Origin of the sequence: Micromonospora sp. WMMD736 (genome assembly GCF_049179015.1) — a bacterium.
In the GTDB taxonomy this organism is placed as follows: Bacteria; Actinomycetota; Actinomycetes; order Mycobacteriales; family Micromonosporaceae; genus Micromonospora.
In genome coordinates this window covers 1,584,735-1,608,236 of sequence record NZ_JBMHMI010000001.1, presented here as the reverse complement: position 1 = coordinate 1,608,236, position 23,502 = coordinate 1,584,735, and the positions used below count along the sequence as shown (strand labels likewise).

At 73.9% G+C, this 23,502-nt stretch carries 18 protein-coding genes; 10 read left to right on the top strand and 8 right to left on the bottom strand.

All coding sequences use genetic code 11. The annotated features are described in order from the left end of the window. Window positions 1-162 precede the first annotated feature (162 nt). Together ACN269_RS07020 and ACN269_RS07015 are read left to right on the top strand one after the other, a co-directional pair. A complete protein-coding gene (locus tag ACN269_RS07020; protein WP_421471640.1) occupies window positions 163-1,236 on the top strand; it encodes a glycerophosphodiester phosphodiesterase family protein in 1,074 nt (357 codons plus the stop codon). Window positions 1,237-1,321: 85 nt separating this feature from the next. Continuing rightward, window positions 1,322-2,035 carry a hypothetical protein gene (locus ACN269_RS07015; protein ID WP_421471639.1) on the top strand — a complete coding sequence of 238 codons (714 nt, stop codon included), beginning with the start codon at window positions 1,322-1,324 and terminating at the stop codon, window positions 2,033-2,035. Here ACN269_RS07015 and ACN269_RS07010 read toward each other — a convergent pair. Then, window positions 2,032-3,396, bottom strand: a complete 1,365-nt coding sequence (locus ACN269_RS07010) for a serine/threonine-protein kinase (protein ID WP_421471638.1) — start codon at window positions 3,394-3,396, stop codon at window positions 2,032-2,034. The genes ACN269_RS07015 and ACN269_RS07010 overlap by 4 nt on opposite strands. A gap of 44 nt (window positions 3,397-3,440) precedes the next feature. Between ACN269_RS07010 and ACN269_RS07005 the strand changes: the two genes are divergently transcribed. Continuing rightward, on the top strand, window positions 3,441-3,986 hold the full coding sequence (locus ACN269_RS07005) for an RNA polymerase sigma factor (protein WP_421471637.1): 546 nt from the start codon (window positions 3,441-3,443) through the stop codon (window positions 3,984-3,986). Window positions 3,987-4,018: 32 nt separating this feature from the next. On the opposite strand, the gene ACN269_RS07000 is transcribed toward ACN269_RS07005, so the two are convergent. Further along, complete coding sequence (locus tag ACN269_RS07000; protein ID WP_421471636.1) at window positions 4,019-6,319, bottom strand: BTAD domain-containing putative transcriptional regulator; 2,301 nt, start codon at window positions 6,317-6,319, stop codon at window positions 4,019-4,021. Between the two features lie 299 nt (window positions 6,320-6,618). On the opposite strand from ACN269_RS07000, the gene ACN269_RS06995 reads away from it, so the two are divergent. The 6 genes from ACN269_RS06995 (at window position 6,619) to ACN269_RS06970 (ending at window position 17,030) form a co-directional block, all read left to right on the top strand. After that, window positions 6,619-9,108, top strand: a complete 2,490-nt coding sequence (locus tag ACN269_RS06995) for a non-ribosomal peptide synthetase (RefSeq protein ID WP_421471635.1) — start codon at window positions 6,619-6,621, stop codon at window positions 9,106-9,108. Beyond that, the gene (locus ACN269_RS06990) at window positions 9,105-12,392 is read left to right on the top strand and encodes an amino acid adenylation domain-containing protein (RefSeq protein ID WP_421471634.1); all 3,288 of its coding nucleotides are present in this window, start codon (window positions 9,105-9,107) and stop codon (window positions 12,390-12,392) included. Before ACN269_RS06995 ends, ACN269_RS06990 begins: the two co-directional genes overlap by 4 nt. Next, window positions 12,389-15,445 (top strand): type I polyketide synthase, encoded by a 3,057-nt coding sequence (locus ACN269_RS06985; protein WP_421471633.1) that lies wholly within the window; start codon window positions 12,389-12,391, stop codon window positions 15,443-15,445. The genes ACN269_RS06990 and ACN269_RS06985 overlap by 4 nt, the downstream gene beginning before the upstream one ends. Next, window positions 15,438-15,629 (top strand): MbtH family protein, encoded by a 192-nt coding sequence (locus tag ACN269_RS06980; RefSeq protein ID WP_421471632.1) that lies wholly within the window; start codon window positions 15,438-15,440, stop codon window positions 15,627-15,629. Before ACN269_RS06985 ends, ACN269_RS06980 begins: the two co-directional genes overlap by 8 nt. Window positions 15,630-16,052: 423 nt before the next feature. Next, window positions 16,053-16,532 (top strand): hypothetical protein, encoded by a 480-nt coding sequence (locus ACN269_RS06975; RefSeq protein WP_421471631.1) that lies wholly within the window; start codon window positions 16,053-16,055, stop codon window positions 16,530-16,532. A gap of 75 nt (window positions 16,533-16,607) precedes the next feature. Continuing rightward, window positions 16,608-17,030, top strand: a complete 423-nt coding sequence (locus ACN269_RS06970) for a hypothetical protein (protein WP_421471630.1) — start codon at window positions 16,608-16,610, stop codon at window positions 17,028-17,030. A gap of 5 nt (window positions 17,031-17,035) precedes the next feature. Here the strand turns inward: ACN269_RS06970 and ACN269_RS06965 are convergent, their stop codons facing one another. Beyond that, entirely contained in the window at window positions 17,036-17,638 is a 603-nt protein-coding gene (locus tag ACN269_RS06965; protein ID WP_421471629.1) for an HD domain-containing protein, read from the bottom strand. A 93-nt stretch (window positions 17,639-17,731) separates the two neighbouring features. Between ACN269_RS06965 and ACN269_RS06960 the strand changes: the two genes are divergently transcribed. Then, entirely contained in the window at window positions 17,732-18,202 is a 471-nt protein-coding gene (locus ACN269_RS06960; protein ID WP_421471628.1) for a hypothetical protein, read from the top strand. 8 nt (window positions 18,203-18,210) lie between these two features. Here ACN269_RS06960 and ACN269_RS06955 read toward each other — a convergent pair whose 3' ends face one another. The 5 genes from ACN269_RS06955 to ACN269_RS06935 are packed head-to-tail and all read right to left on the bottom strand — an operon-like array spanning window position 18,211 to window position 23,471. After that, entirely contained in the window at window positions 18,211-19,413 is a 1,203-nt protein-coding gene (locus ACN269_RS06955) for a 2-oxo acid dehydrogenase subunit E2 (protein WP_421471627.1), read from the bottom strand. After that, window positions 19,406-20,419 (bottom strand): alpha-ketoacid dehydrogenase subunit beta, encoded by a 1,014-nt coding sequence (locus ACN269_RS06950; protein WP_421471626.1) that lies wholly within the window; start codon window positions 20,417-20,419, stop codon window positions 19,406-19,408. Before ACN269_RS06950 ends, ACN269_RS06955 begins: the two co-directional genes overlap by 8 nt. Then, window positions 20,412-21,350 carry a thiamine pyrophosphate-dependent dehydrogenase E1 component subunit alpha gene (locus ACN269_RS06945; RefSeq protein WP_421471625.1) on the bottom strand — a complete coding sequence of 313 codons (939 nt, stop codon included), beginning with the start codon at window positions 21,348-21,350 and terminating at the stop codon, window positions 20,412-20,414. The genes ACN269_RS06950 and ACN269_RS06945 overlap by 8 nt, the downstream gene beginning before the upstream one ends. After that, a complete protein-coding gene (locus tag ACN269_RS06940; RefSeq protein WP_421471624.1) occupies window positions 21,347-21,595 on the bottom strand; it encodes an acyl carrier protein in 249 nt (82 codons plus the stop codon). Before ACN269_RS06940 ends, ACN269_RS06945 begins: the two co-directional genes overlap by 4 nt. Continuing rightward, window positions 21,588-23,471 carry an HAD-IIIC family phosphatase gene (locus ACN269_RS06935; RefSeq protein WP_421471623.1) on the bottom strand — a complete coding sequence of 628 codons (1,884 nt, stop codon included), beginning with the start codon at window positions 23,469-23,471 and terminating at the stop codon, window positions 21,588-21,590. Before ACN269_RS06935 ends, ACN269_RS06940 begins: the two co-directional genes overlap by 8 nt. Window positions 23,472-23,502 lie beyond the last annotated feature (31 nt).

The window sequence follows — 23,502 nt, the reverse complement described above, 5'->3', positions numbered from 1 at the left end:
CCGACGGTCACCGGATCGACACGGTGACCGTCGGCGGACCTCGGGCGTCTCCGGGGTTCGGCGAGCGTTCACGTTCCGCTCGCGGCGAGGTCATCGGGGGCGGCCCTGACCCACCTAGCGTGACCAGGGAATCCGCACCTGAAGAGCTGAGGTTTTCGCACCATGTCCCTGCGTCACATTCTGGCCGGCCTCGTCGTCCTGCCCGCGCTCGCCGTTCCGGCGACCGCGCACGCGTCGACCGTCGACGGCGCCACCGCGCTGCTCCCGCAGAAGACCCACTTCGACCTCCAGGCGCACCGCGGTGGCATCGGCATGACCACCGAGGAGTCGCTGGAGGGCTTCGGCAAGGCCCTGCGCCTCGGCGTCACCACCCTGGAGATGGACACCCAGATCACCAAGGACCAGAAGGTCGTCGTGAACCACGACCGTCAGGTCAGCGCGCAGAAGTGCGCCGACACCGCGCCGGTCGTGGCCGGTGACCCGATGTACCCGTACGTCGGCAAGTACCTCAAGGACCTCACCCTGGCCCAGGTCAAGACCATGAACTGCGGCTACCAGCAGCTCCCCGGCTTTCCCGAGCAGGAGCAGGTCGAGGGCTTCCGCATGGTCGAGTTGAAGGACGTCCTCGACCTCGTCAAGAGCTACAAGGCGAAGCAGGTCACCCTCAACATCGAGACGAAGGTCGAGGCGGGAGCGCCGGAGCAGACCGCGCCCCGCGAGCTGTTCGTCCGGCGGGTCTTCGAGGAGATCCGCGCCTCCGGCATCGAGAAGCAGGTCACCATCCAGTCCTTCGACTGGGGCGCGCTGAAGGAGATGCACCGGCTCGCGCCGACGTGGCCGCTGGTGGCCCTGACGAACTACGACTTCCTCCAGGTCGGTAAGCCCGGCGCGTCCCCCTGGCTCGGCGGGATCGACGCCGACGACTACGACGGTGACTTCGTCAAGGCGGCCGCCGCCATCCCCGGTGTCACCGCGCTGTCGCCGAACTACGGCTTCCCGCAGAACGGCACCATCGCCGATCCGACCTTCCGCTTCTACCCCGACGCCACGATGGTCGCGGAGGCGCACGCCCGTGGTCTGAAGGTCATCCCGTGGACCTGCGACGACCCGGCCACCGTGTCCGCGCTGATGGACATGGGTGTCGACGGGATCATCACCAACTACCCGAACCGGGTGCGGGCCATCATGGCCGAGCGCGGCATGCGCCTGCCCAAGAGCTACCAGCCCCGCCACTGATCTCGGGCCGCCCCGATCCGTGAACCGTCACCGTGATCGGGGCATCCAACTCTGTGACAGGTGAAATCACGGAGAAGGGACGCCCATGCGCTACCGGACGCTCGCCTCGATGGCATTGAGCCTCAGCATGATCACTGCCTGCGCTCCGGCGACGGAGCGGCTCGACGGCGACGCGGCACCCGCCGGCTCCGCCTCGCCGAGTGCCAGCGCGGCGGACCCCTCGGCGTCGAGCGCTGCCGCGACCGGCAGCCCGCGGCCGAGCGGGTCCGCCAGCCGCACCTCCGGCCCGACCGCCTCGGCCACCCCCACCTCGGGGTCGGGCGCGCAGCCGACCGGGATCCGACGGACCGACTGGCCCAACGCCGTCATCCGTGACCTGAGCTTCTGCGGCGAGTCGGACGACAGCGTCCGATTCCGCAACGGCTCGAACGGCTTCGACGTGCCGTGCACGATGCTGCCCGGCGGCGCGCGCCCGGTGTACGCCGAGTTCGTGGTCGAGGAGCCGGCGAACGCGCCGTCGAGGGAGGACGCGCTCGTGCTGGTGGAACTGGGCAATCCCGGGGCCGCGCGCCGGCAGGCGCTGGTGCCGGTCCAGCTCTCCGACGACGGCCGAGGGCTCCAGGCGTACCCGGTCATCCAGGGGGACGCGCCCAGCGCGGACGGTCAGCAGGTCATGAGGTTCACGTCGTACCGCGTGGTGGGCGAGCACGTGGAGGCCACCGTCCGTCGCCTCGACGGCGGCAGCGAGACGCGCCGGTGGCGCAAGGTCGACTTCGCCGGCAACTGGGAGAGGTTCTAGCCGTGCGCGACCGACGGCCCGTCCACCCGCAGGGTGTCCAGGACCTCGTCGGTGCGGTCGGCCCCGCCGGTCTGTCTGACCTGGACGTAGACGCCGAAGGCGTCCTCGGGCGCCAGCAGGGTGACCTCGCTGAAGGACATCGTGGTGCCGCCGCATCCCGACCAACGCCCGACGCTGCCGCGCAGGGCGCCGACCGTGACCGGGCGATCGGCCGCGCGGGTGCACCCACCGTGGTCCGGCAGGGCCGGCCGTCCGGTCCGACCGGCGAGCGACGGGCTCGCCCCGACGAAGACCCCGGACGTCACGCTGCCCACATCGGGCCAGGCGACGAGATCCGGGCCGACGAGCAGGCCCGGGGCCCGGCCGGCGGCCAGACCGACCACGGCCGGGTTCCAGCCGCGGTCGCGCACCTGCCGGGCCCAGCCGTCGGGTACGGCGATCGACAGCGCTCCGGTGACGTCGCTCACCCGCGTCCAGCCGTGTGGTGCGAGCGGAATCGGGGTCGAGCCCGCCACGACCAGCGTCACCGCCGCGACGCCGACGGCGGCCACGGACCGCAGGACACGCCGCAGTCCCGGGCGTGCCGGAGCCGGTGTCGCGGCGAGCACCTCCTGGAGAGCAGCGGCGTACGCGGTGGCGGTCGGCCAACGGCGGTCCCGATCGGGTTGCAGGGCCCGGCGTACGACGCGTTCGACGGCGGTCGGCAGCCGACGCGCGACCGCCGGGGACTGGCCGGGCGGGCCGCCGGTCAGCATGTGGTGGGTCAGTGTGCCGATCGAGTAGATGTCGGCCCGTTCGTCCAGTCCGCCGTTCGCGAGCTGTTCGGGTGCCATGTAACCGGGCGTGCCGGCGACGAGGGTGAGGCCGGAGGCGTGCGCGAGCGTCTTCGCCAGCCCCAGATCGGCCACCAGCACCCGGCGATCCGACCGGGCGGTGTCGAAGAGGACGTTGGAGGGCTTGAGGTCGCGGTGCAGCACGCCGCTGTCGTGCAGGACCGCCACCGCGCGGGCGATGTCGACGGCGATGCGCAGCGCCTCGTGGACCGGGAGCGGACCGTGGGCCAGACGGTCGGCGAGCGAACCGCCGTCGGCGTACGTCATCACCAGGTACGGCCGTCCGTCGGGCAGCTCGCCGACGTCCAGCACCCGGACCAGGTGGTCGGAGTCGACCCGCCGCATGAACCGTGCCTCCTGGCGGAACCGGGCCCGGATATCGGCCCGCTGTGACCAGTTGTCGGCGAGCACCTTGACGGCGACCGGGGACCGCAGCTCGTCGTCGTACGCCAGCCAGACGGTGGCGAACGCTCCGGCGCCGACGGAGCGCGCGACCCGGTACCTGCCGATCTTTGACGGGATGGACACGGCCGTATTATGCGGCGACGACACGGGCGACCGGGGGGTCGACAGTGGACGGTTTGGAGACAGAGGACCTGGCGCGCAGGGCCGCGGCCGGCGAAGCGGCGGCGCTCGAGCATCTGCTGTCCGCGATCGGGCCACGGGTGCTGGCGCAGTGTGATCGATTCCTGCCGTGCCGGCAGGACGCCGAGGAGGCGGCCCAGGACGCGCTCCTGCAGGTCGCCAGACACATCGAGCGGTTCGAAGGTAGGTCGTCGTTCTCGACCTGGCTGCACGCGGTGGTCGCCAACTCCGCCCGGCAGACGTACCGCTCGCTGCGGCGACGGGCCGCCGAGCAACCCAGCGAGCTGCTGCCCGCCGAGGCCGCCGACCCGCGTACGACGAGCGTCATCGCCGGGACCCGCCTGGATCTGTTCGACGCGCTGGAGAGGCTGGAGGCGCACCGGCCGGAACTCGTCACGGCGCTCGTGCTCCGCGACTTCTGCGACCTGGACTACCCGCAGATCGCCGATCAGCTGGGCATCCCGGTCGGGACGCTCAAGTCGCGGATCCACCACGCCCGCAGGCACGTACGGGAGTCGTTGCGGGAGCGGTGATCCCGCACACGCCAGGTCAGCCGCCGGGTCGGTCAGGCTGGATGCTCGATGAGCCTCCTCGACGTCCGCTGCGCCGGGACACCGGCCGGACGGTGGCCGGCGTCCACCTCCGCCGTCCACGGGGGCTGCGCGTCCGGCGTCCGCCACCGCGCCACCCGTGCGCCCGGCCCAGCCGCCGCGTCCGGGTGCTGCCCGGTGTCCACGCCGGTCGTCGGGCCGCCGGCCGGGGCGATGCCCAACTCCCGCATCCGCTCGACGTACGCGCGGTAGCGGCGTTGCGCCTCGCCGTGCCGCCCGGCCGAGCGCAACACCTGCACCAACTCCAGGTGAGCGTCCTCGTCGTACGGGTCGCGGTGCACCAGTCGCATCAGGTAGACGAGCTTCTGGTCGGTGTCCGAGGTGTGCTGGGCCAGGGCCCGCAGCACGCTGGTGTGGGCGACCTGCGCCTCCTCCCGCAGCGGCTGGGCCCAGTCCTCGTACGGGTCGTCGGAGAGGAAGTCCCCGCCGTACAGCTCGTCGGCGCGTACCAGCGCGCGGGACGTGTCGGGGTGCCCGGCCCGCAGCGCGGCCTGCGCCTCCTCGGCCGCGGTGAGGAACGTCTCGACGTCCACGTCGATCACGTCGAGGTCGATCGCCACCGAGCCCCGGTCGGCCAGCACCGCCCCCCGACCGCTGGTGCGGTGCCCGGTGCTGAGCACCCGACGCAGCGTGGACAGCAGCACCGACAGCCGGTTCGCGGTGCGCGACGGTGACTCGTCCGGCCAGAGCAGTTCCATCAGCCGGGCCCGGGGCACGGCGCGGCCCCGGTGCGCGACGAGGATCTTCAGCAGGTCCCGGGCCTTCTTGGACTGCCACTCGCCGTACGGGACGACGGTGCCGGCCCGGAACACCCGGAAGTCGCCCAGGGTGTGGATGACCACCGCCGGCACGCGCAGCGTGATCGCGGTGAGCCCGTCGGCGACGCCCGGGTCGAGGCGTACCCCGCAGCGGCGCAGTTTCTGCTCGGCGCCCTCGGCGCCGCGACGGGCCTGCCGACCCTGTAGGCGCGCGGCGATCAGCCGGACGGTGGCCTCCTCGGCCGGGTCGCCCAGCTCCCGGCAGAGCGCCGCCGCGTCGTCGAGCAGCCCGGCGGACGCGCGTGGATCGTCCGCCGCGAGCACGGTGAGCTGGAGCGCCTCGACGAGGGTGGCGCGTCGCCGTCCGACGGTGGCCCCGGTGCGGGCCTCGGCGGCGTCGAAGTGGGCGGCGGCGGTGTCGCCGCGCAGCAGCGCCACCCAGCCACGCGCCAGCAGGGCGTACGGTCGTTCGAACTCGCGGGCCACGGTGACCGCCCGGTCGGCGAGGTCCTGTGCGGCGGCCAGATCGTCGGCGGCGCGGATCCGCGCCAGCTCGGCGAGTACCCAGGCCGGCGAGGCGGGGCGTGGTGCGGAGGTGGCCATCGCGCTCAGGGCGCCCTCCAACGCCTGCCGGGCCTGGCGTGGCTCCCGCCGCCGGCGGTGCACCATGCCGAGGGCGGCCAGCGCGAACGCCTCGTCGGCGGTGACGCCCGCCAGCTCCCGCAGGCGAAGCCCGGCGGCCCCGTCGGCGAGCGCCTCCTCCAACCGCCCGAGCTGGCACTTCGCCACGGCGGCCAGGGTCAGCGCGTACGGCTCGTAGCCGGACTCACCGGCCACCTCGGTCAGTCGGACGGCCGCCTCGGCCTGGCGCAGCGCGTCGGCGGCGTCGCCGGCCCGCAGCAGGTGCCCGGCCAGGTCCAGGTGGACCATCAGCCGGAACAGGTTGGCGTCGGCACGGCGCAGCCCGTCGGTCGCCTCCGCCCGCCCGCGGGGCGCTGTCCCGTCGCCGGTGGCGGCGGCGAGCAGCACGACCACCCGGGCGTACGCCTGGTGGGCGGTCGGTACGCCGCACGCGTGGGCGGCGCGGGCGGCCTCCTCGACGTCGGCGCTGGCCCGCTCGATGTCGTCGTCGAGCAGGTGGTGCACCGCGGCGTGGCAGTACGCCTGCACGGCGTGCGGCCCGGTCGCGCCGATCGGCGCGGTCGCCAGGAGGGCTGTCGCCAGGTGTGGTTCCCCGTCGAGGTGGTGCCGCAGCGCCGTGCGCCAGATCTGGGCGATCGGGACGTCGGTCTCGCCGGGGTCGGCGGCGAGCAGGTCGGTCTGGGTGGCGAGCCACAGGTGCGCCGCCGTGCGGTCACCGGCGGCGGCGAGGTGCCGTAGCGTCCGCCCCGGATTGCCGCCCGCGGGTTGTCGTTCTGCTGTCGACGCGTCGCCTCCACCTTCGCCGCGAGCCGGCGGCGACGCGCGCCAGGCATGGTTGACACGGTCTCCGGACATTTTCACCGCTCCTGTGTTCTCTCGTGGAGGTCAGGCGAGCGAAGAGACAGCCGGGCCCTGCGAGTCGTCACCCGGCGTGGCTTCCCCCCGGCACGATCATCGCCTCCATCGAGCGGCATCGCCATAACCAAAAGAGTCGGTGTACTTACTGACCGCAATGCGCTATCGGCATAAAGCCGCGCTCAGGTTTCCCTCAGACCGCCACAACGGCACCCGAACGGCCCGTACAAGCAACTGGCACGGGTGCGGCCCAGACTCTCGGTCATTGCGTGTCACCCGCTGATCGGAGCTGAGATCCGATGACCGAACAGACAATTCTTCCTGCCCTCTCCGCCTTCTGGGAGCGGCAGCTCGACGACCTCCCGGAGCCGCCGGACCTGCCCTTCGCGCCGACGACCGACCCGCTCTGCGATGCCCGAGTCGACCTGGGCGAGGAGGTCGATCCGCAGGTCAGCGTGTTGGCTGGCCTGTTCGCGCTGCTGCGCCGCTGGGGTGGTGCTCGGGATCTCGTCGCCGCGACGCCGGCCGCGTCGACCGGCGCTGGACGCTGGCTGCCGGTCCGGGTTCGGCTGCCCGAGGATCCCACCTGGATCACGCTGCGGGACCTGGTCCGAACGGCGCTGCGTGAAGCCCGCGCGCATGACACGGAATTGCCCGAAACTCCGCCCGACTATCGGCCGGTGGTATCGATTGGCCCCGATCGGGTGCCGCCCGGTAATCGTGGTGCGTTGCGGCTGCTGATCGACTCTGACGAACGGCCGACGGCCACCGTGGGTGGGCACCCGCACGCGACGTCGATCGCGTCGACCCTGACCGTCCTGCTCCGCCGGGCGCGGGAACGCCCTTCGGTACGCCTGTCCGACCTGCCGCTGCTCGACCCGGCGACCGAACGGCGGGTGGTGCGGGACCTCAACGCCACCGCCACCGACTATCCGCGCGAGTCCTCGCTGCCCGCCCTGTTCGCCGAGTGGGCCCGGCGGACCCCGGACGCGCCCGCGCTGCGCGACGACGACCAGACCCTCGACTACCGCGAGGTGGAACGGCGTGCCAACCACCTGGCCGGGCGTCTGCTCCGGCTCGGCATCGGCGCCGAGACGATCGTCGGGATCTGCCTCGCCGACACCACGACCTGGGTGGTCGCCGCCCTGGCGACGCTCAAGGTGGGCGCCGCGTACCTGCCGCTGGACCCCGGTTACCCACCCGAGCGGCTGGCGCTGATGTGTCAGGACGCCGCGCCGGGGGTCATCCTGCACGCCGCCGCGCTGGTCGACCGGCTCCCCGACGACGGCACCCCCCGGATCGCCGTCGACCGGCTGCCCGCCGACGACGGTCCCGCGCAGCCCCCGGCGGTGACGGTCCACCCCGACCAACTCGCGTACGTCATGTACACCTCGGGGTCCACCGGCCGCCCCAAGGGCACCGGCGTCAGCCACCGCAACATCGTCCGGCTGGTCCGCGACACCACCTTCATCGACGTACGCCCCGACGACGTGATGGGGCAGGCCGCCACGATGTCCTTCGACGCGGCCACGCTGGAGGTCTGGGGCGCGCTGCTCAACGGCGCCTGCCTCGCCGACCTGGACATCAACGACGTGATCGTGCCGGACCGCCTCCGCGCCCGGCTGCGCGACACCGGCGTGACGACGATGTTCCTGGCCACCTCGGTGGCCCGGCAGGTGGCGACCGAGGCGCCGGACGCCCTGGCCGCGCTGCGCTACCTGACCTTCGGTGGCGAACAGGCCGACCGGATCGCCGTGGACCGGCTGCGGGCCGCGTGCCCGGACACGACGCTCGTCAACGGGTACGGCCCGACCGAGGCGACCACCTACAGCACCACGTACGACTGCTCCCGGCTCACCGCCGCGGACCCGGTGGTGCCGATCGGCGGTCCGGTCGCCAACACCCGGGTGTACGTGCTGGACCGCCTGTTGCAGCCGGTGCCGCCCGGCGTGCTGGGCGAGCTCTTCATCGGCGGGGACGGGGTGGCCCGTGGCTACCTCGGCCGCCCCGACGCGACGGCCGAGAGATTCGTGCCCGACCCGTTCGGGCCGCGCGCCGGGGGGCGGCTCTACCGCACCGGCGACGTGGTCCGGCAGCGTCCCGACGGGCTGATCGAGTTCGTCGGCCGCTCCGACCACCAGGTGAAGATCCGCGGGTACCGGGTCGAGCCGGGGGAGGTGACCGAGGCGCTGCGTGGCGGCGGGCTGGTCCGCGACGCGATCGTGCGCGCCGACCGCGACGGCGCCGGTGACGCCCGGCTGGTCGCGTACGTCGTGCCCGACGAGGGGGTGGGCGTCGGGGCGATCCGGGATCGGGCCCGCGAGCAACTGCCCGACCACCTCGTGCCGGCCCTGTTCGTGGCGCTGCCCCGGCTGCCGCTCAACCGCAACGGCAAGGTGGACGTCGCGGCACTGCCCGCCCCCGATGCCCCCACGACAGCCGACGACGACGCTCCCCGTACGCCCACCGAACGGACGGTCAGCGAGATCTGGCAGGAGGTCCTCGGCGTGCCGGTGCGCCGCCGCGCCGACGACTTCTTCGACCTGGGTGGACGGTCCCTGAAGGCGACCCGGGTCCGCTCCCGGCTCGCCGCCGCGATCGGCGCCGAGGTGCCGCTGCGGCTGATCTTCGACCATCCGACGGTGGCCGGGCTGGCCGCCGCGCTGGACGAGATCGGGGGCGCGCCCACCGAGGCCGCCGAACCGGTCCCGCCGGTCGTGCTCGACGGGCCGCCCCCCGCCGACCTCGCGGGCCTGCTCGACCAGCTCGAACAGGGCGCCGCCCGATGATCGGCGCGCTCACCCCCGCGCAGTTGCGCCAGCGCGTGGACGCCCTGCCACCCGAGCGGCGGCGAACGTTCCTCGCGGCGATCCGCGCCGACGGCGACCGGTACGGCATCCACCCGCTCACCGCCGCCCAGGAGTGGATGCTGCTGCTGGCCCAGCTCCGACCGGACAGCCCCGCCTACCACGTGCCGTACCGGGTGGACCTGCGCGGTGACCTGGACGTGGCCGCGTTGCGCGGCGCGCTCGACGAGATCGTGGCCCGGCACGAGGCGCTGCGCACGGTCTTCGTGCCGCTGGACGGCCAGTCGTACCAGCTGGTCCTGCCGCCGACCGGCCTGCCGCTCACGGTGGTGGACGTCGCGCCGGAGGCGATCGACGAGTACGCCGCCGCCGAGGCGGTACGCCCGTTCGACCTGGCCCGGGGGCCGCTGGTGCGCGCCACCCTGTGCCGCACCGGACCGGACGACTTCTCACTGCTGCTCAGCCTGCACCACGTGGTGTGCGACGGCTGGAGCATGGGTCTGCTCTTCGAGGAGTTGTCGGCGGCGTACGCGGCCCTGCGGGAGGGCCGTGCCGTGGCGTTGCCGGCGGTCGCGCGGGACGTCCCGGCGGCGCTGGCCCAGGACCGGCTGCTCGGCGCGGGCGAGGTGGCCCGGCGGCTCGACTGGTGGCGCGACGCGCTGGCCGGCGCGCCGCCCGGTCTCGACCTGCCCACCGACCGGCCCCGTCCGGCGGAGCTGGAGGACGCCGGCCACGAGATCGAGTTCTCCTGGCCGCAGGCGCTGGCGGACCGGGTCGCCGAGGCGCAACGACGCACCGGCGCGACCCCGTACATGATCTTCGCGGCGGCCTGGGCGGCATTGCTGCACCGGCGCAGCCAGCAACCGGACCTGCTCATCGCCACTCCGGTCGCGAACCGGCAGACGCTCGACAGCGAGACCGCCGTCGGCTTCTTCGTCAACACGCTGGTGCTGCGCAGCCGGGTCGACGGTGCAGTGACCTTCGCCGCGCTGCTGGACCGGCTCCGCGACTCGGCGCTGACCGCGCTGACCGATCCGGTGCCCTTCGACGCCCTGGTGCAGGAGCTGCGCCCGGTCCGCGACCCCGGCCGTCATCCCCTCGCTCAGGTCATGTTCGCCGTCGAGGACGGCTGGGAACAGCGGCTGAGCCTGCCCGGGGTGACCGTGCTGGCCAGCGGCGAGACGCACACCGGCACGTCCATGTTCGACCTGACGCTGACCGTCGTCGCGCACGAGGACCGGATCGACGGGCGGATCGAGTACCGGACCCGGCTCTTCGACACCTCCACCGCCCGCGCCTTCGCCGACCAGCTCGACACCCTGCTCATGGCCGCGCTCGCCGCCCCGGACACCCCGGTGGACCGGCTGCCGCTGCTCGACCCGGCCGCCGGTCGGGATCTGGTCGACCGCTGGGCCGCCACCGCGCCCGCGGCACCGCGGCAGCCCACCCTGAGCGAGCTGGTCGCCCGCCAGGCGCGGGCGACCCCCGACGCGGTGGCCGTGGCGTACCGCGATCAGGCCGTCACCTACCGGGACCTGGACGCCCGGGCCGACCGCCTGGCCCGAACCCTCGTCGCCCGGGGCGTGCGGGCCGAGACGACCGTCGGCGTCTGTCTACCCGCCGGCCCGGAGTGGGTGGTCACCTTCCTCGCCGTACTCCGCTCGGGTGGGGTCTACCTGCCCCTGGACCCGCAGCTACCGGCGGCCCGGCTGGCGCACCTGCTCACCGACTCGGCCGCCGCGCTGGTGGTCACCACCACCGACGCGCGGCTCGCGCTCCCCACCACCGACCTGCCGCTGCTGCACCTCGACGACGCCGTGCCGCCCGACGAGGCCGTACCGCTGGCTGCCGTCCACCCCGACGCCGCCGCCTACCTGATCTACACGTCCGGCTCGACCGGACTGCCCAAGGGCGTCATCGGCACCCACCGAGGGCTGGCCAACCTCGCCGAGGCGCAGGCTCGGCTGGTCGGCGTCCAGGCCGGCGACCGGGTCCTGCAGTTCCACTCGATCGGTTTCGACGTCGCGCTGTCCGACGTGGTCACCACGCTCACCGTCGGCGCGACCCTGCGCCTGCTCGGCCCGGACGAGCGCACGCCCGGCCCCGACCTGGCCGCCGCGCTCATCCGGCACCGCGTCACCGTCGCCGACCTACCGCCGGTGGTCCTCGACGCGTTGGACCCCACCGCCCTCGCCGACCTGCGGGTACTCACCGTGGGTGGGGAACCCTGCGCGCCGGACGTCGCCGCCGCCTGGTCGCGCGGCCGGCTCCTGATCAACGGGTACGGCCCCACCGAGGCCACCGTCACCGCCACCGCCGCCCACTGCGCGCCCACCGACACCGAGCTGCCGATCGGCCGGCCGCTCAGCGGGGTACGCGCCTACGTCCTCGACACCGAGCTGCGGCCGGTGCCACCCGGGACGCCCGGTGAGCTGCACGTCGGCGGCGTCGGCGTGGCCCGCGGCTACCACGGCGACGCCGCGCTCACCGCCGGCCGGTTTCTGCCGGACCCGTACGCGTCGGCGCCGGGGGCCCGGATGTACGCCACCGGCGACCTGGTCCGCTGGCGTGCCGACGGGCAGCTCGTCTTCCTCGGCCGGGCGGACGACCAAGTCAAGATCAACGGTTACCGGATCGAGCTGGGCGAGGTGGAAGCCCACCTGCGGCAGCACCCGGGCGTGCGTCGAGCCGCCGCCGTGGTGCGCACCGACTCGCCCGGCGGCCGACGACTCGTCGGCTACCTCGTCGGCGACGGGTTGGCGGTGGACGAGCTACGCCAGAGTCTGCTGCGGCGGCTGCCCCGCTACCTCGTGCCGAGCGCCTTCGTGGTGGTGCCCGACCTGCCGGTCACGTCCAGCGGCAAACTCGACGCGTCCCGCCTACCCGCGCCCGCCGTGGCCCGCGCCGATCTCGGGGCCGCGTACGTGGCGCCCGACGGGGCCGTCGAACGGGCCATCGCCGACACCTGGCGAGCGGTGCTCGGGCTCGACGACGTCGGGGCGGACGACAACTTCTTCGACCTCGGGGGCACGTCCCTGCTGCTGGCACGGGTGCAGACCCGACTCGCCGACCGGCTGGGCCGACCGGTTCCCGCGGTCGAACTGTTCCGCTATCCGACCGTCGCGCAGCTGGCCCGCTTCCTCGACGGCGGGTCCGCGCCGACGGTGACGGCGACCGGCGGCCGGCGACGGGACGAACGCAAGCAGGCGCTGGCCGACCGGGCCCGCCGGGCCCGTCCGGTGCCGGCGGGGGAGGGACGAGCGTGAGCGACCAGGAGACCGGACTGGAGATCGCCATCGTCGGGATGGCCGGCCGCTTCCCGGGCGCGGCCGACGTCGACGAACTGTGGCGGCGGGTCCTCGCCGGACAGGAGACCATCACCCGCTTCACGGACGCGGAGCTGGCCGCCGCCGGGCTCAGCGAGCAGGAGCGGCGGCACCCCGACCACGTGCCGGCGCACGGCGCGCTGCCGGACGTCGACCGCTTCGACGCGAGCTTCTTCGGCTACTCGCCCCGCGACGCCCGGCTGCTCGACCCGCAACAGCGGCTCTTCCTCCAGATCGCCTGGACCGCCCTGGAACGCGCCGGTCACCTCGCCGGGGACCCCGACCGGCTGGTCGGCGTGTACGCCGCCGCGGCGGCCAGCGGCTACCTCCTGCACCACCTGTTCCGCAATCCACGGCTCGACTCGGTCTCCGAGTACGAGCTGATGCTCGCCAACGACAAGGACTCGCTGCCCACCCGGGTGGCGTACCACCTGGACCTGCGGGGTCCCGCCGTCGCGGTGCAGACGGCCTGCTCGTCGTCGCTGGTCGCCGTGCACCTCGCCGCGCAGGCGCTGCTCGCCCGCGAATGCGACGTCGCCCTCGCTGGCGCGGCGCACGTCCTGCTGCCCACCGGCACCGGCTACCGCCACGAGGTCGGCGGCATCATGTCCCGCGACGGGCACTGCCGGCCCTTCGACGTACGCGCCACCGGAACCGTGGGAGGCGACGGCGCCGCCGTGGTCGTCCTGCGCCGGCTGGCGGACGCCCGCGACGACGGCGACACGGTGTACGCGGTCATCCGGGGCTCCGCCATCAACAACGACGGCCGGGTGAAGGTCGGCTTCACCGCGCCCGGTGTGGACGGTCAGGTGGCCGCGATCCGGGCCGCCCAGGAGGTGGCCGAGGTCGACCCCGCCACCATCGGCTACGTCGAGGCGCACGGCACCGGCACCGAGCTGGGCGACCAGATCGAGCTGCGCGCGCTGACCGAGGCGTTCGGGGGCGCGGCCGGCGGCCGTTGTGCCCTCGGCTCGGTGAAGGCGATCGTCGGTCACCTCGACGTCGCCGCCGGCGTCACCGGCCTGATCAAGGCCACGCTGGCACTGCACCACCGGGTGGTGCCACCCAGCCCGTACTGCACCGAGCCGCACCTCGAGCTGGCCGGCGGCCCGTTCCGGGTGCCCACCACGCCGCAGCCCTGGCCCGACCTGGGTGCCCCACCCCGCGCGGCGGTCAGCTCCTTCGGCATCGGGGGCACCAACGCGCACGTCGTGCTCCAGGCCGCCGAACCGGCGGAACACCTCGCCGACGACGAGCGGTCCGCGCACGTGCTGGTGCTCTCCGCGCGGGACGCCGATGCGCTCGACGAGGCCCGTACCCGGCTCGCCGCCCACCTGGACGCGAACCCGGACCTGCCGCTGGCCGACGTCGCGTACACCCTGGCCCACACGCGGCGCACGTTCGGCCACCGCCTGGTCGCCGTCGCCCCGGACGCCCGCACCGCCGCCGCCCGACTCGCCGACCGCGATCCGGCGCTGGTCCGCACCGGCGTCGCCACCGGTACGCCGGCCGGGGTGGCGCTGCTCTTCCCCGGCCAGGGCGCGCAGTACGCGGGGATGGGCCGCACCCTGTACCGCACCGAACCGGTCTACCGGGCGGCCTTCGACCACTGCGCCGAGCTGCTGCGCCCACACCTCGACGTGGACCTGCGCACGCTGCTCTGCCCACCCGGCGAGCCGGTCCCCGCCGTGCCGGAGCTGGACGAGACCCGATTCACCCAGCCGGCCCTGTTCGCCGTCGAGTACGCCCTCGCCGAGCTGCTGCGCCACCGTGGCGTACGGCCGGCCGCGATGGCGGGACACAGCCTCGGCGAGTACGTGGCCGCCTGCCTGGCCGGTGTCTTCACGCTGCCCGACGCGCTCGCCACCGTCGCCGTACGCGGCCGGCTCATGCAGGCGCAGGCCCCCGGGTCGATGCTCTCGGTGGCGCTCGGCGTCGACGAGGTCACCGCGCTGCTGCCCGACGGTGTGGAGGTGGCCGCCGCCAACGCGCCGCACCTCGTCACCGTCTCCGGCGCGACGACCATCGTCGCCGCGTTCGCCGCCGACCTGCGCGGACGCGGGGTGGCCTGCCGCGAGGTGCGCACCTCGCACGCGTTCCACTCGGCCCTGATGGAGCCCGCCCTGGCCGGCTTCGCCGCGCACCTGCGCGAGATCCCACTGCGCCCGCCCACCGTGCCGGTCGTGTCCAACGTGACCGGTCGCTGGCTCACCGACGACGAGGCCACCGATCCCGACTACTGGGTGCGGCAGCTCCGCCGCCCGGTCAACTTCACCGCCGCCGCCGACCTGCTGCTCGGCGAGCGGTACGCGTTGCTGGAGGCCGGTCCGGGCCGTACCCTGGCGACCCTCGTCCGCCAGCATGAGGCGGCCAGGGGCGCGACGGTGCTGACGAGCCTGCCCGCCGACCGCACCCCGACCGGGGAGGACGACGCGGTCGCGCTGGCCGTCGGTCGGCTCTGGCTCGCCGGGGCGGGCGTCGACTGGCCCACCGGCCGACGGCGGATGCCCCTGCCCACGTACCCGTTCGCCCGCGAGCGGCACTGGGTCGACGCGTACCGGCCGGGTCCGGTGACCCTCGACGCGAGCGAGCCGGTCACCGACGTCCCACCGCCGACCGCCCCGGAGGTCGCCGCCGCGCCGACCGACGAGCCGTACGAGGTGGTGCGGCGGATCTGGGTGGACCTGCTCGGGGTGGACGAGATCGGCCCCGACGACGACTTCTTCGAGCTGGGCGGCCATTCGCTGCTCGGCACCCGCGTGGTGGCGCGGCTGCGCGACGCGTTCGGCGTCGACCTGCCGCCCGCCGCGATCTTCGAGGCACCCACCCCGGCCGCGTTGGCGCGTACCGTCGCCGACCTGGTCCGGCCCGCTCCCGCCGTACCGGACGGCGACCTCACCGACCTGCTCGCGGAGATCCGGGCGCTCTCGCCCGAGAGTCTCGCCCGCGAGCTGCACCTGGCCCGACACGAGGAAGGCAACCCCAATGGCTGACGAACACCGCGTGGTGGTCAACGACGAGGAGCAGTACGCCCTGTGGCCCCGGCACAAGGAGGCGCCGCACGGGTGGCGGGACGCCGGCTGCGCCGGCAGCCGCGAGGAGTGCCTGGACTTCGTCACGCGTACCTGGACCGACATGCGCCCGCGCAGCGTCCGCGAACACCTCGCCGCCGGCTGACCGACCGGTCACCGCCCCGCCGGAAGAAGTCGGCGGCCCGGCAGGCGGTGGTCCGCTGGCGGGAGGCGGGTGCCCTGTGCTGCCTGTCGAGCTGCCCCATTTCTGGGGCGGGTCAACGGGAGTGGGTCTGCCTGGAAATGGGCCAGCTTGAAGGGTCCGGTCTGCCTTGGAGATGGGCCAGCTTGGAGGGCTCGGTCTGCGTTGGAATTGGGCCAGCTTGGAGGGCTCGGTCTGCCCCCGAAATGGGGCAGCTCGACAGGGTCAGGTCTTGCCCCGGCACAGGGGCAGCGCAAACGGGGTCGGGTCGTGCCCCAGAAGTGGGGCAGCTCGACAGCGGCACTGGATGGTGGGGACACCCGGCGCGCGGCATCGCGGCCAGCCCGGACACTCGCAACGTCGAGCTGTCAATGTAACGTTGACACGATGACGACGCCGTTGGCCGGCCTGGCCGAGGTGCGTGCCGCACGTGTGCACCTGGACGAGCGGGAGGCCGAGCTGATCGACCGGGCCCGCCATGACGGCGCGACCTGGGCGCAGATCGCGGCGGCACTGGGCCTTGGCACGCGGCAGGCCGCCGAGCAACGCCGGCAGCGTCTGGCGGCGGCGCGACGCGCGCGGCGACAGGACCTGGACCGGGGCTACCCGCGGCAGATCGCCGCGTTGCGGGCCGCGGTGGCCGAACTGGGGCGCTGGATCGCGACAGACCGACGGTGGGACGCCCGCTTCCGCCGGGCACCGCTCGTGCGGAGCACCGTGGACGCCGCCCTGGACGCCGACCCGGGCTCGCTGCACGCGCTGGTCCGGCACCTGCGTACCGACCTCGACGATGCGGGCGACCGCCTGCCGCCGTCGGTGCGGTCGCTGGCGGCGACGATGACGACCGCGTTGTCAACGCGGGATTGACGTCTCCGCACGGCATTGTCTGAGCCCGGCTCAAGAATCAGGATGTGAGTCCAGCCGACTCAACCTGGAGGGCTCATGCGGCGTAACGCGAGTCTGTTCGTGGCGATCTCGATGCTGTCCGGCTTCGGCAGCAGCACCATGGCCCTCGTGTCCGGCATCTGGATCCTGGACCTCAGTGGCTCCGCCGGACTGGCCGCCCTCGCCGGGCTCTGCGTGTACGCCCCGGTGCTCGCCGGCCCGTGGCTGGGCGGCCTGCTCGACCGGGTCGCCGCGACGGCCAACACCGCGATGTTCGGGCCGCTCGTCCTGGCGATTCCGCTCGGGTCCGTCGCCGTCCAGCTGGGCGGCCGCCCACCGGTCCTCGCCGCCACCGCGCTCTGCCTGGTCGCCGCGACCGCCTCGGCTCGTGATCGTTGGCTGCTCGGCACCACGACACGCCCGCGACACCGCTGCTCAGCAGCCAACGATCACGACAGAGCGACCTCCGCGACCGGTTGACCGGGTCAGCCGTCGAGGTCACCGACCGGATGGGTGGCCTGGAAGGCGAGCCGGGAGTCCGCGTCGGCGGCGATCCGGTCGAGGACGTCGTCCAGGTCGAGGAACGCCGACCATCTCTCCCGACCGGTCGCCTCGGCCAGGCGGTCGACGAGCAGATCTTCCAGGTCGGTGACCCGCTTGCCCTTCCAGACCTTGTCGGCGACGCTGACCAGCAGGTCGTCGACACCGATGTCGTCCCGCTGCCACGAGGCGTGGGTGCGGGCGAACCTGGCCAGCGACGGGTCGACACCCTGGCGCAGCAGGAGGTCGTAACCGGCGGGCTCGTGGGCCGAGCCCGGCCCGGACAGCTCCTCGCGGTGCCGGACCTTGCCGATGTCGTGGGTGGCGGCACCGAACAGCACCGCCGAGCGGTCGACCGGGAGCTGCGCAAACCGTTGCGCCACCGCGTCCGTGAGCTGCGCGGCGACGTCGTGGACGGCCCGCAGGTGCGCGGCCAGGCGCGGTGGCGCGTGCAGCGTCTCCAGCATCGCCACCACCTGGTCGGGCAGGGGACGCAGGACCGGGTCGCCGGGTTCGGTCAGGGCACGGCGCAGTGCAGCGGAGATCACCGCGCCAAGGGTACGACGGGATCCACCGCATCGAAATCGATTCGTGGCCGTACCGTCGTCGGTCAGGTGCCGAGCGTCGTTAGCGTTCCGGCCATGCCTGCCGCCCTGTCACCGCACCCTCCGTCGGTCGACCCACCTCCCCGGGCCTCGCGCACCGGCTGGATCGTCGCGGGCGCCATCATCGTCGGGTGCCTGGCGGCGCTCGCCCTGCCCGTCGGCGGCTTTCTCCTGTGGATGTACGCCGGACCGGACGTGGACGAGCCGCGCGCGGCGGCCGACCAGTTCGTCGGTCGGCTGGAGCGCAACGACGACGCCGCCGCCCACGAGTCCCTGTGCCGCCAGATCCAGACGCGGACGGACCTGAGGGCGTTCACCGCGGCGGTGGAGCGCATCGGCCGGCCCGTGTCGCACACCATGGGGCGGGCCGGCTTCACCGACGAGCCCGGCAAGAGCGCCTCGGTGACCGTCGAACTGACCGGCCGGGACGGTCGGACCACGACGCTCGAGCTGCGCCTGGAGTCGGAGGCCGGCTGGCAGGTGTGCAACGAGGAACTCTTCGGCTGACCGGCGCGTCACTCCTCGGCGAGGTGGTCCGGGGACTCCAGCGCCGCCTTCACGGCCTGGAGGAAGGCGACCGCCTCGCGTCCGTTGACCACCCGGTGGTCGTAGACGGCGCTCAGGTTGACGAACCGGCGGGCCACCACCTGACCGTCCGCGTCCAGCACCAGCTCCTCCTGGGTGCCGCCGATCGCCACCACGCAGGTCTGGCCGGGAAAGACGATCGGCCCGGCGAGCACCACGTCGGGATCGGTGTGCAGGGACACGACGATGGTCCCGCCGGCCAGCTCGCCGGCCCGGAAGCCCTCGCCGCCGGCCCGGCTGCGGAAGTCCATCAGCGTCTCGGCGATCTCCGCGCAGGTCAGCTCCTCGACGTCACGGACCACCGGAATGAACAGGCCCGTACCGACGTCGATGGTGACGCCGACGTGCGCCGCCTCGGCCAGTCGTACGCTGCTGCCGTCGCCGGGGGAGGCGAAGAGCAACGGGTGGTCCTCGCGCAACCCGCCGATCGCCTTGACCAGCAGTTCCGGCAGGCCGACCAGGGTGCGGGTGGTGCGGGTGAGTTGCCGGGCCACCGCGAGGGCGGCGTCGGCCCGTACCTTGATCACGGCGAGCGCCGCCGGCACCTCCCGGTGCGACTCGGTGACCACGGCGGCCACCGCGCGCTGGGCACGCGAGAGCGGGTGCACCGGGCGCGGGTCGTCCGGCTCCGGGCCGTCGCCGGCCGCCAGCGCGGCGGCCGCGGCCACCACCACCGGCTCGGTCGCGGCCGTGGGCGCCGCCGACCGGTCGGCCAGCAGGCGTTCCACGTCGGTACGCCGCACGACCGCCTTGCCGAGCCCGCGCAGCTCGTCGTCGCCGATGCCGTGCGCGGTGGCGAGGTCCCGGGCCGAGTCGGTGAGGACGGGTCCACCCGGCCGCGCGTCGGGCGTCGGGGCGGCCGGGGCGACCGCCTCGGCGAGGAACCGCTGCCGCGCCTCCTCGTCGGCGAAGACGTGCCCGATGACGTCGCCCGGGGCGCACTCCTGGTTGACCTCGACGAGCCGGTGCAGCACGCCGTCGCCGTCGCTGAGCAGCTCCTCGGCCGCCTTGGAGGTCTCCACCTCGGCGATCGGCTCGCCGGCCCGCACCCGCTCGCCGTCGGAGGCCAGCCAGTCGAGCAGCACGTACGTCGTGTCGTTGTTGTTGAGCTTGGGGACGACCAGGTCAGTCACCACTGACGACCTCCTTCACGGCCTGGTGGATGTCGGCGTCCTGCACCAGCACGGTGCGTTCGAGGTGCGCGGCGGTCGGGATGACGCTGTCGGCGGAGTGCACGAGGCGTACCGGCGCGCGCAGCGATCCCCAGAGCCGCCGGTGCACGACCTGCGCCAGCTCGGCGCCCCAGGTGCCGCCGGCGGTGCTCTCCTCGGCCACCACCACCCGCCCGGCCCGGGCGATCGGCGGCAGCAGGGTGTCCACGTCCAGCGGCCACAGCCGCGACGGCACCAGCACCTGGCAGACGACGTCGTCGCGCAGCAGCAGCTCGCGGGCCACCGAGACGGTCCGGGCGGCCAGCCCGCCGGGTACCACCAGCACGCAGTCGGCCTGCTCCTCCTCGTCCACCCGGATCCAGGCGACGTCGCCGTCCGGGCCGATGAGGTCGTAGCGGAACAGCTCGTCCACCACGCCGTCGGCGTACATCCGCGTGGTGTAGAGAACCTTGTCCTCGAAGAGCAGCCCCGGCCGGCCGGTGGCGAGCATGCCGGCGAGGACCGCCCGGTTGTCGTGGAACGGCGACACCTCGTGCACGCTCAGGCCGGGAATGCCGATGAAGTGCTTCAGCGGGCTCTGGCTGTGCGTCGGGCCGTACCCGCGGTTGCCGCCGCTGGGACAGCGCACCACCAGCCGCATCGGCACCCGCCGGCCGTACATGGCGGTCGACTTGCTGGCGAAGTTGAGGATCTGGTCGAACGCCAGCGCCACGAAGTCACTGAACATGATCTCGACGATGGCGCTCTGCCCGGCCAGCGCCAGCCCACCGGCCACGCCGACGATCCCGCCCTCGCTCAGCGGGGTGGACAGCACCCGCTCGGGCCAGCGTTCGGACAGGCCCCGGGTCACCTTGAACGCCCCGCCGTACGGGTCGACGAGGTCCTCCCCGAGCACGGTCAGCGTGGGGTCGTCGGCCAGCAGCGCGTGCAGGGCCTGGTTGAGGTTCTCCACCACCCGCTCAGCCACGGTTCTCCTCCGTCCAGCGGCTCGCCGGCCGGCCGGCGACGTCGGCGACCACCTGGGCGACGTACGCCCGCTGGCGTTCGTCGTGCGCGTCGAACTGCTCCGGGTACGCCTGTGCGTAGCGGGCGTACCAGTCGTGCGCCCGCGCGTGCGCGATCTCCTCGGGGCGACGGCTGTCGTCCCCCTTGCTGTGCGGCCCCACCCGGTGGGTGAGCAGCTCCACCACGTACGGCGTGGACCGCTCGCGGACCCGGCGCAGCACCGGCGTCAGCGCGGCGCGGACCACCTCGGTGTCGGTGGAGGTGATCCGCAGGTGGTCCACCCCGAACGCCCGGGCCCGGCCGCCGATGCTGCCGGCGAGCTGCGCGGTGGTCGGCGTGGACTGGGCGATGCCGTTGTTCTCCACCACCAGCACCAGCGGCAGGCCCCACAGCGCGGCCATGTTGAGCGCCTCGTAGAGGGCGCCCTCGCCCCAGGTGCCGTCGCCGAGGTAGACCAGCGCCAGCCGGCCGGGTTCGGTGCGTTTGAGGTGCAGCGCCACCCCGGCGGCCACCGGCGCGCTCTCGCCCTGCACCCCGGTCGACAGGTAGCGGTCCCGCAGGATGTGCTGGCTGCCGCCGACGCCGTGGCACACCGCGCCCTCGCGGCCCATCACCTCGGCGAGCAGGCCGTGCGGGTCGGCGAACCGGGCCAGGTAGTGGCCGTGGCCCCGGTGGTTGCTGAACACGAAGTCGCCGTCGTCGAGCAGCGGGCGCAGCGCCACCGGTACGTACTCCTGGCCCAGGCAGGTGTGCGTGGTGCCGTGCAGCTCCCCGCGTCCGAACATGTCCAGCAGGGCCAGCTCGAAGTGCCGGATCAGCAGCAGCAGGTCCAGGTCGGTGTCGGTGAGCCGGGTCGGCGCGACCGGTACCGCCTCGGTGCGGGTGGCGGTCACCGGCTCGCCCCGTCCCGCTCGGCGGCGACCAGGTCGACCAGCTCCCCGACGGCCGTCACCGCCAGGTACGCCCGCAGATCCAGACGTACGCCGAGGTCGTCCTCCAGCGCGGAGAGCAGCCGCAGCGCCTCCAGGCTGGTCCAGTGGGCCAGCGACGCGAACCGGACGTCGGGCGAGATCTCCTCGGCCGGTACGTCCGCGACCTGCTCGATGAGGCCCGCGACGGTGGTGAACAGGTCAGGCACGGATGTCTCCCTCCTCCAGGGCGATCCACGCCGGCAGCAGCCGGGGCGCGGGGTGCAGCGGCAGCACGTGCCGGGTGGTGCCGTCCTCGACGGCGGCCACGGTGAAGCCGGCGGCCGGCCAGACGGCCCCGCCGGGCTTGTTGCGGGCGGTGGGCCGGAACAGCGCCTCCAGCCGGGTCGCACCGGCGGAGCGGGCCAGCTCGGCGACCCGGTGCAGGGCCGCCTGCTCGACGCCCCGGGAGAACACCCGGCAGCTCAGCACGAAGTTCTCGATCACCCAGGCGTCCGGATCGGTCCGATCCAGCCACAGGCCGCCCACCAGCCCTTCCGCGCCGAACCGGTCGGCCACCTCGACGGTGAGCACCAGGTGGTCGGGGGAGTCGGCGCGGGCCCGGGTCTGCGCCTCGGTGTGCGCCCGCTCGGCCATCGTGAACTGGTTGGTGCGCAGTCCGAGCTGCGCGACCCGGGGCAGGCTGTGCGCGTCAACGCCCCGGACGCTGACCCGCAACTTCAGCTCGTGCAGGTAGTCGGCCGCCGAGTCGAAGGTGGCGGCGAAGCGTTCCCGCCCGGCGCGGGCCCGGTACAGCTCGGTGCGCTCCCGATCGGTGGCGCCGGTGGCCAGCACGGTGAAGTGCCCCTCGGTGAGCAGTTTCGTGGCGAAACCGGCCGGGTCGCCGGCCAGCTCCACCACCCGTACGCTCGGTAGCTCGTGGCGTACCAGCTCGCACTCGAACGGGCTGTCGTCGGCGAACACGACGGCGTCCAGGCCCAGGTTGAGGCCGGTGGCGAGCTGGCGCAGGTTCTCGTCCTTGCGTCCCCAGTTGACCGCCTGCGCGACGAAGTCGTCGGCGCGCAGCAGCAGGTCCGGATGCTGCGCGAACGCCTCGGCCACCAGGTCCGGGTCGTTCTTGCTGCACACCGCGAGCAGCACGCCCTGTCGGCGCAGCGCCAGGGCGCGACGTTGCACGTCCCGGTGGCAGTTGCCCGGATAGTCGGTGCCGAGCTGGATGCCGGTGAGCCCGTCGTCGCCGAGCACGCCCGCCCAGAGGGTGTTGTCCAGGTCCAGCGCGAGCACCTTCGCCGTCCGGCCGAGGACCGCCCGGCAGAAGGTGGCCGCCTCGTGCGCGTACCGGCGCTCCACCGTGGGCGTCCACGCCATGCTGGCGAACCGGTACAGGCGCTCGTCGCGCACCGGGCCGTCGTGGTCCACCAGCAGCGTCTCCAGGTCCAGGGTGTACGTGGTGTCCCGCCCGCCCAGCTCCAGGAGCTGGGCGTTCAGCTCCCGCCAGACGCGGCCCAGCTCGGCCCGGCCCCGGAAGCTGACCAGGCCGCGGTGCTCCAACGGGGACAGCGGCACGGTGTGCAGCAGCACCGCGCCGTCGGTGCGGGCGGCGTACCCGCGCAGCGCGGCGGCGAGCACGGCGGTCCGCTCGCGCAGCACGTCGGCGAGGCCGGCCAGGTCGCCGGGGTCCCACTCGGCGGGCAGGAACCAGCCGTCGTGCAGCAGGCAGAGCGTGACGTCCGGCCGGAACTCGGCGAGTGCCGAGCCGGGGTCGCTGAGATCGAGCACGAGCTGGTCGAAACCGGAGACGTGGATCTCGGCGGCGATGCCGATCCGCAGCAGCGCCACCCGCAGCAGCGGCTCCAGCGTGCCGGGTGTGAACGTGCCGGTGACCGCGACCCGCAGCGGGCGCAGCGGGAAGTCCGGACTGGCCAGCTTCTCGGCGGGCACGTCGGCGAGCAGCCGGCCGGCGGACGCGACGGTGGTGACCGCCGCGTCGTCCAGGTGGACCAGGCCGGACGCCAGCTCCGGGTCGGCGGCCGCGCCTGGTCGACGTAGCCGGCGGATCCGGTGCAGGACCTCCTCGACTCTCATGGTCGGTGTTCCTTCCCGTGGGTGGGGTGGC

Excerpts from the sequence above, each read along its gene's own strand:
- ACN269_RS07000 (WP_421471636.1), bottom strand. The coding sequence starts at position 6,319 with ATGTCCGGAGACCGTGTCAACCATGCCTGGCGCGCGTCGCCGCCGGCT.
- ACN269_RS06935 (WP_421471623.1), bottom strand. The coding sequence starts at position 23,471 with ATGAGAGTCGAGGAGGTCCTGCACCGGATCCGCCGGCTACGTCGACCA.
- ACN269_RS07015 (WP_421471639.1), top strand. The coding sequence starts at position 1,322 with ATGCGCTACCGGACGCTCGCCTCGATGGCATTGAGCCTCAGCATGATC.
- ACN269_RS06995 (WP_421471635.1), top strand. The coding sequence starts at position 6,619 with ATGACCGAACAGACAATTCTTCCTGCCCTCTCCGCCTTCTGGGAGCGG.
- ACN269_RS06980 (WP_421471632.1), top strand. The coding sequence starts at position 15,438 with ATGGCTGACGAACACCGCGTGGTGGTCAACGACGAGGAGCAGTACGCC.
- ACN269_RS06960 (WP_421471628.1), top strand. The coding sequence starts at position 17,732 with ATGCCTGCCGCCCTGTCACCGCACCCTCCGTCGGTCGACCCACCTCCC.
- ACN269_RS06975 (WP_421471631.1), top strand. The coding sequence starts at position 16,053 with ATGACGACGCCGTTGGCCGGCCTGGCCGAGGTGCGTGCCGCACGTGTG.
- ACN269_RS06990 (WP_421471634.1), top strand. The coding sequence starts at position 9,105 with ATGATCGGCGCGCTCACCCCCGCGCAGTTGCGCCAGCGCGTGGACGCC.
- ACN269_RS06970 (WP_421471630.1), top strand. The coding sequence starts at position 16,608 with ATGCGGCGTAACGCGAGTCTGTTCGTGGCGATCTCGATGCTGTCCGGC.
- ACN269_RS07020 (WP_421471640.1), top strand. The coding sequence starts at position 163 with ATGTCCCTGCGTCACATTCTGGCCGGCCTCGTCGTCCTGCCCGCGCTC.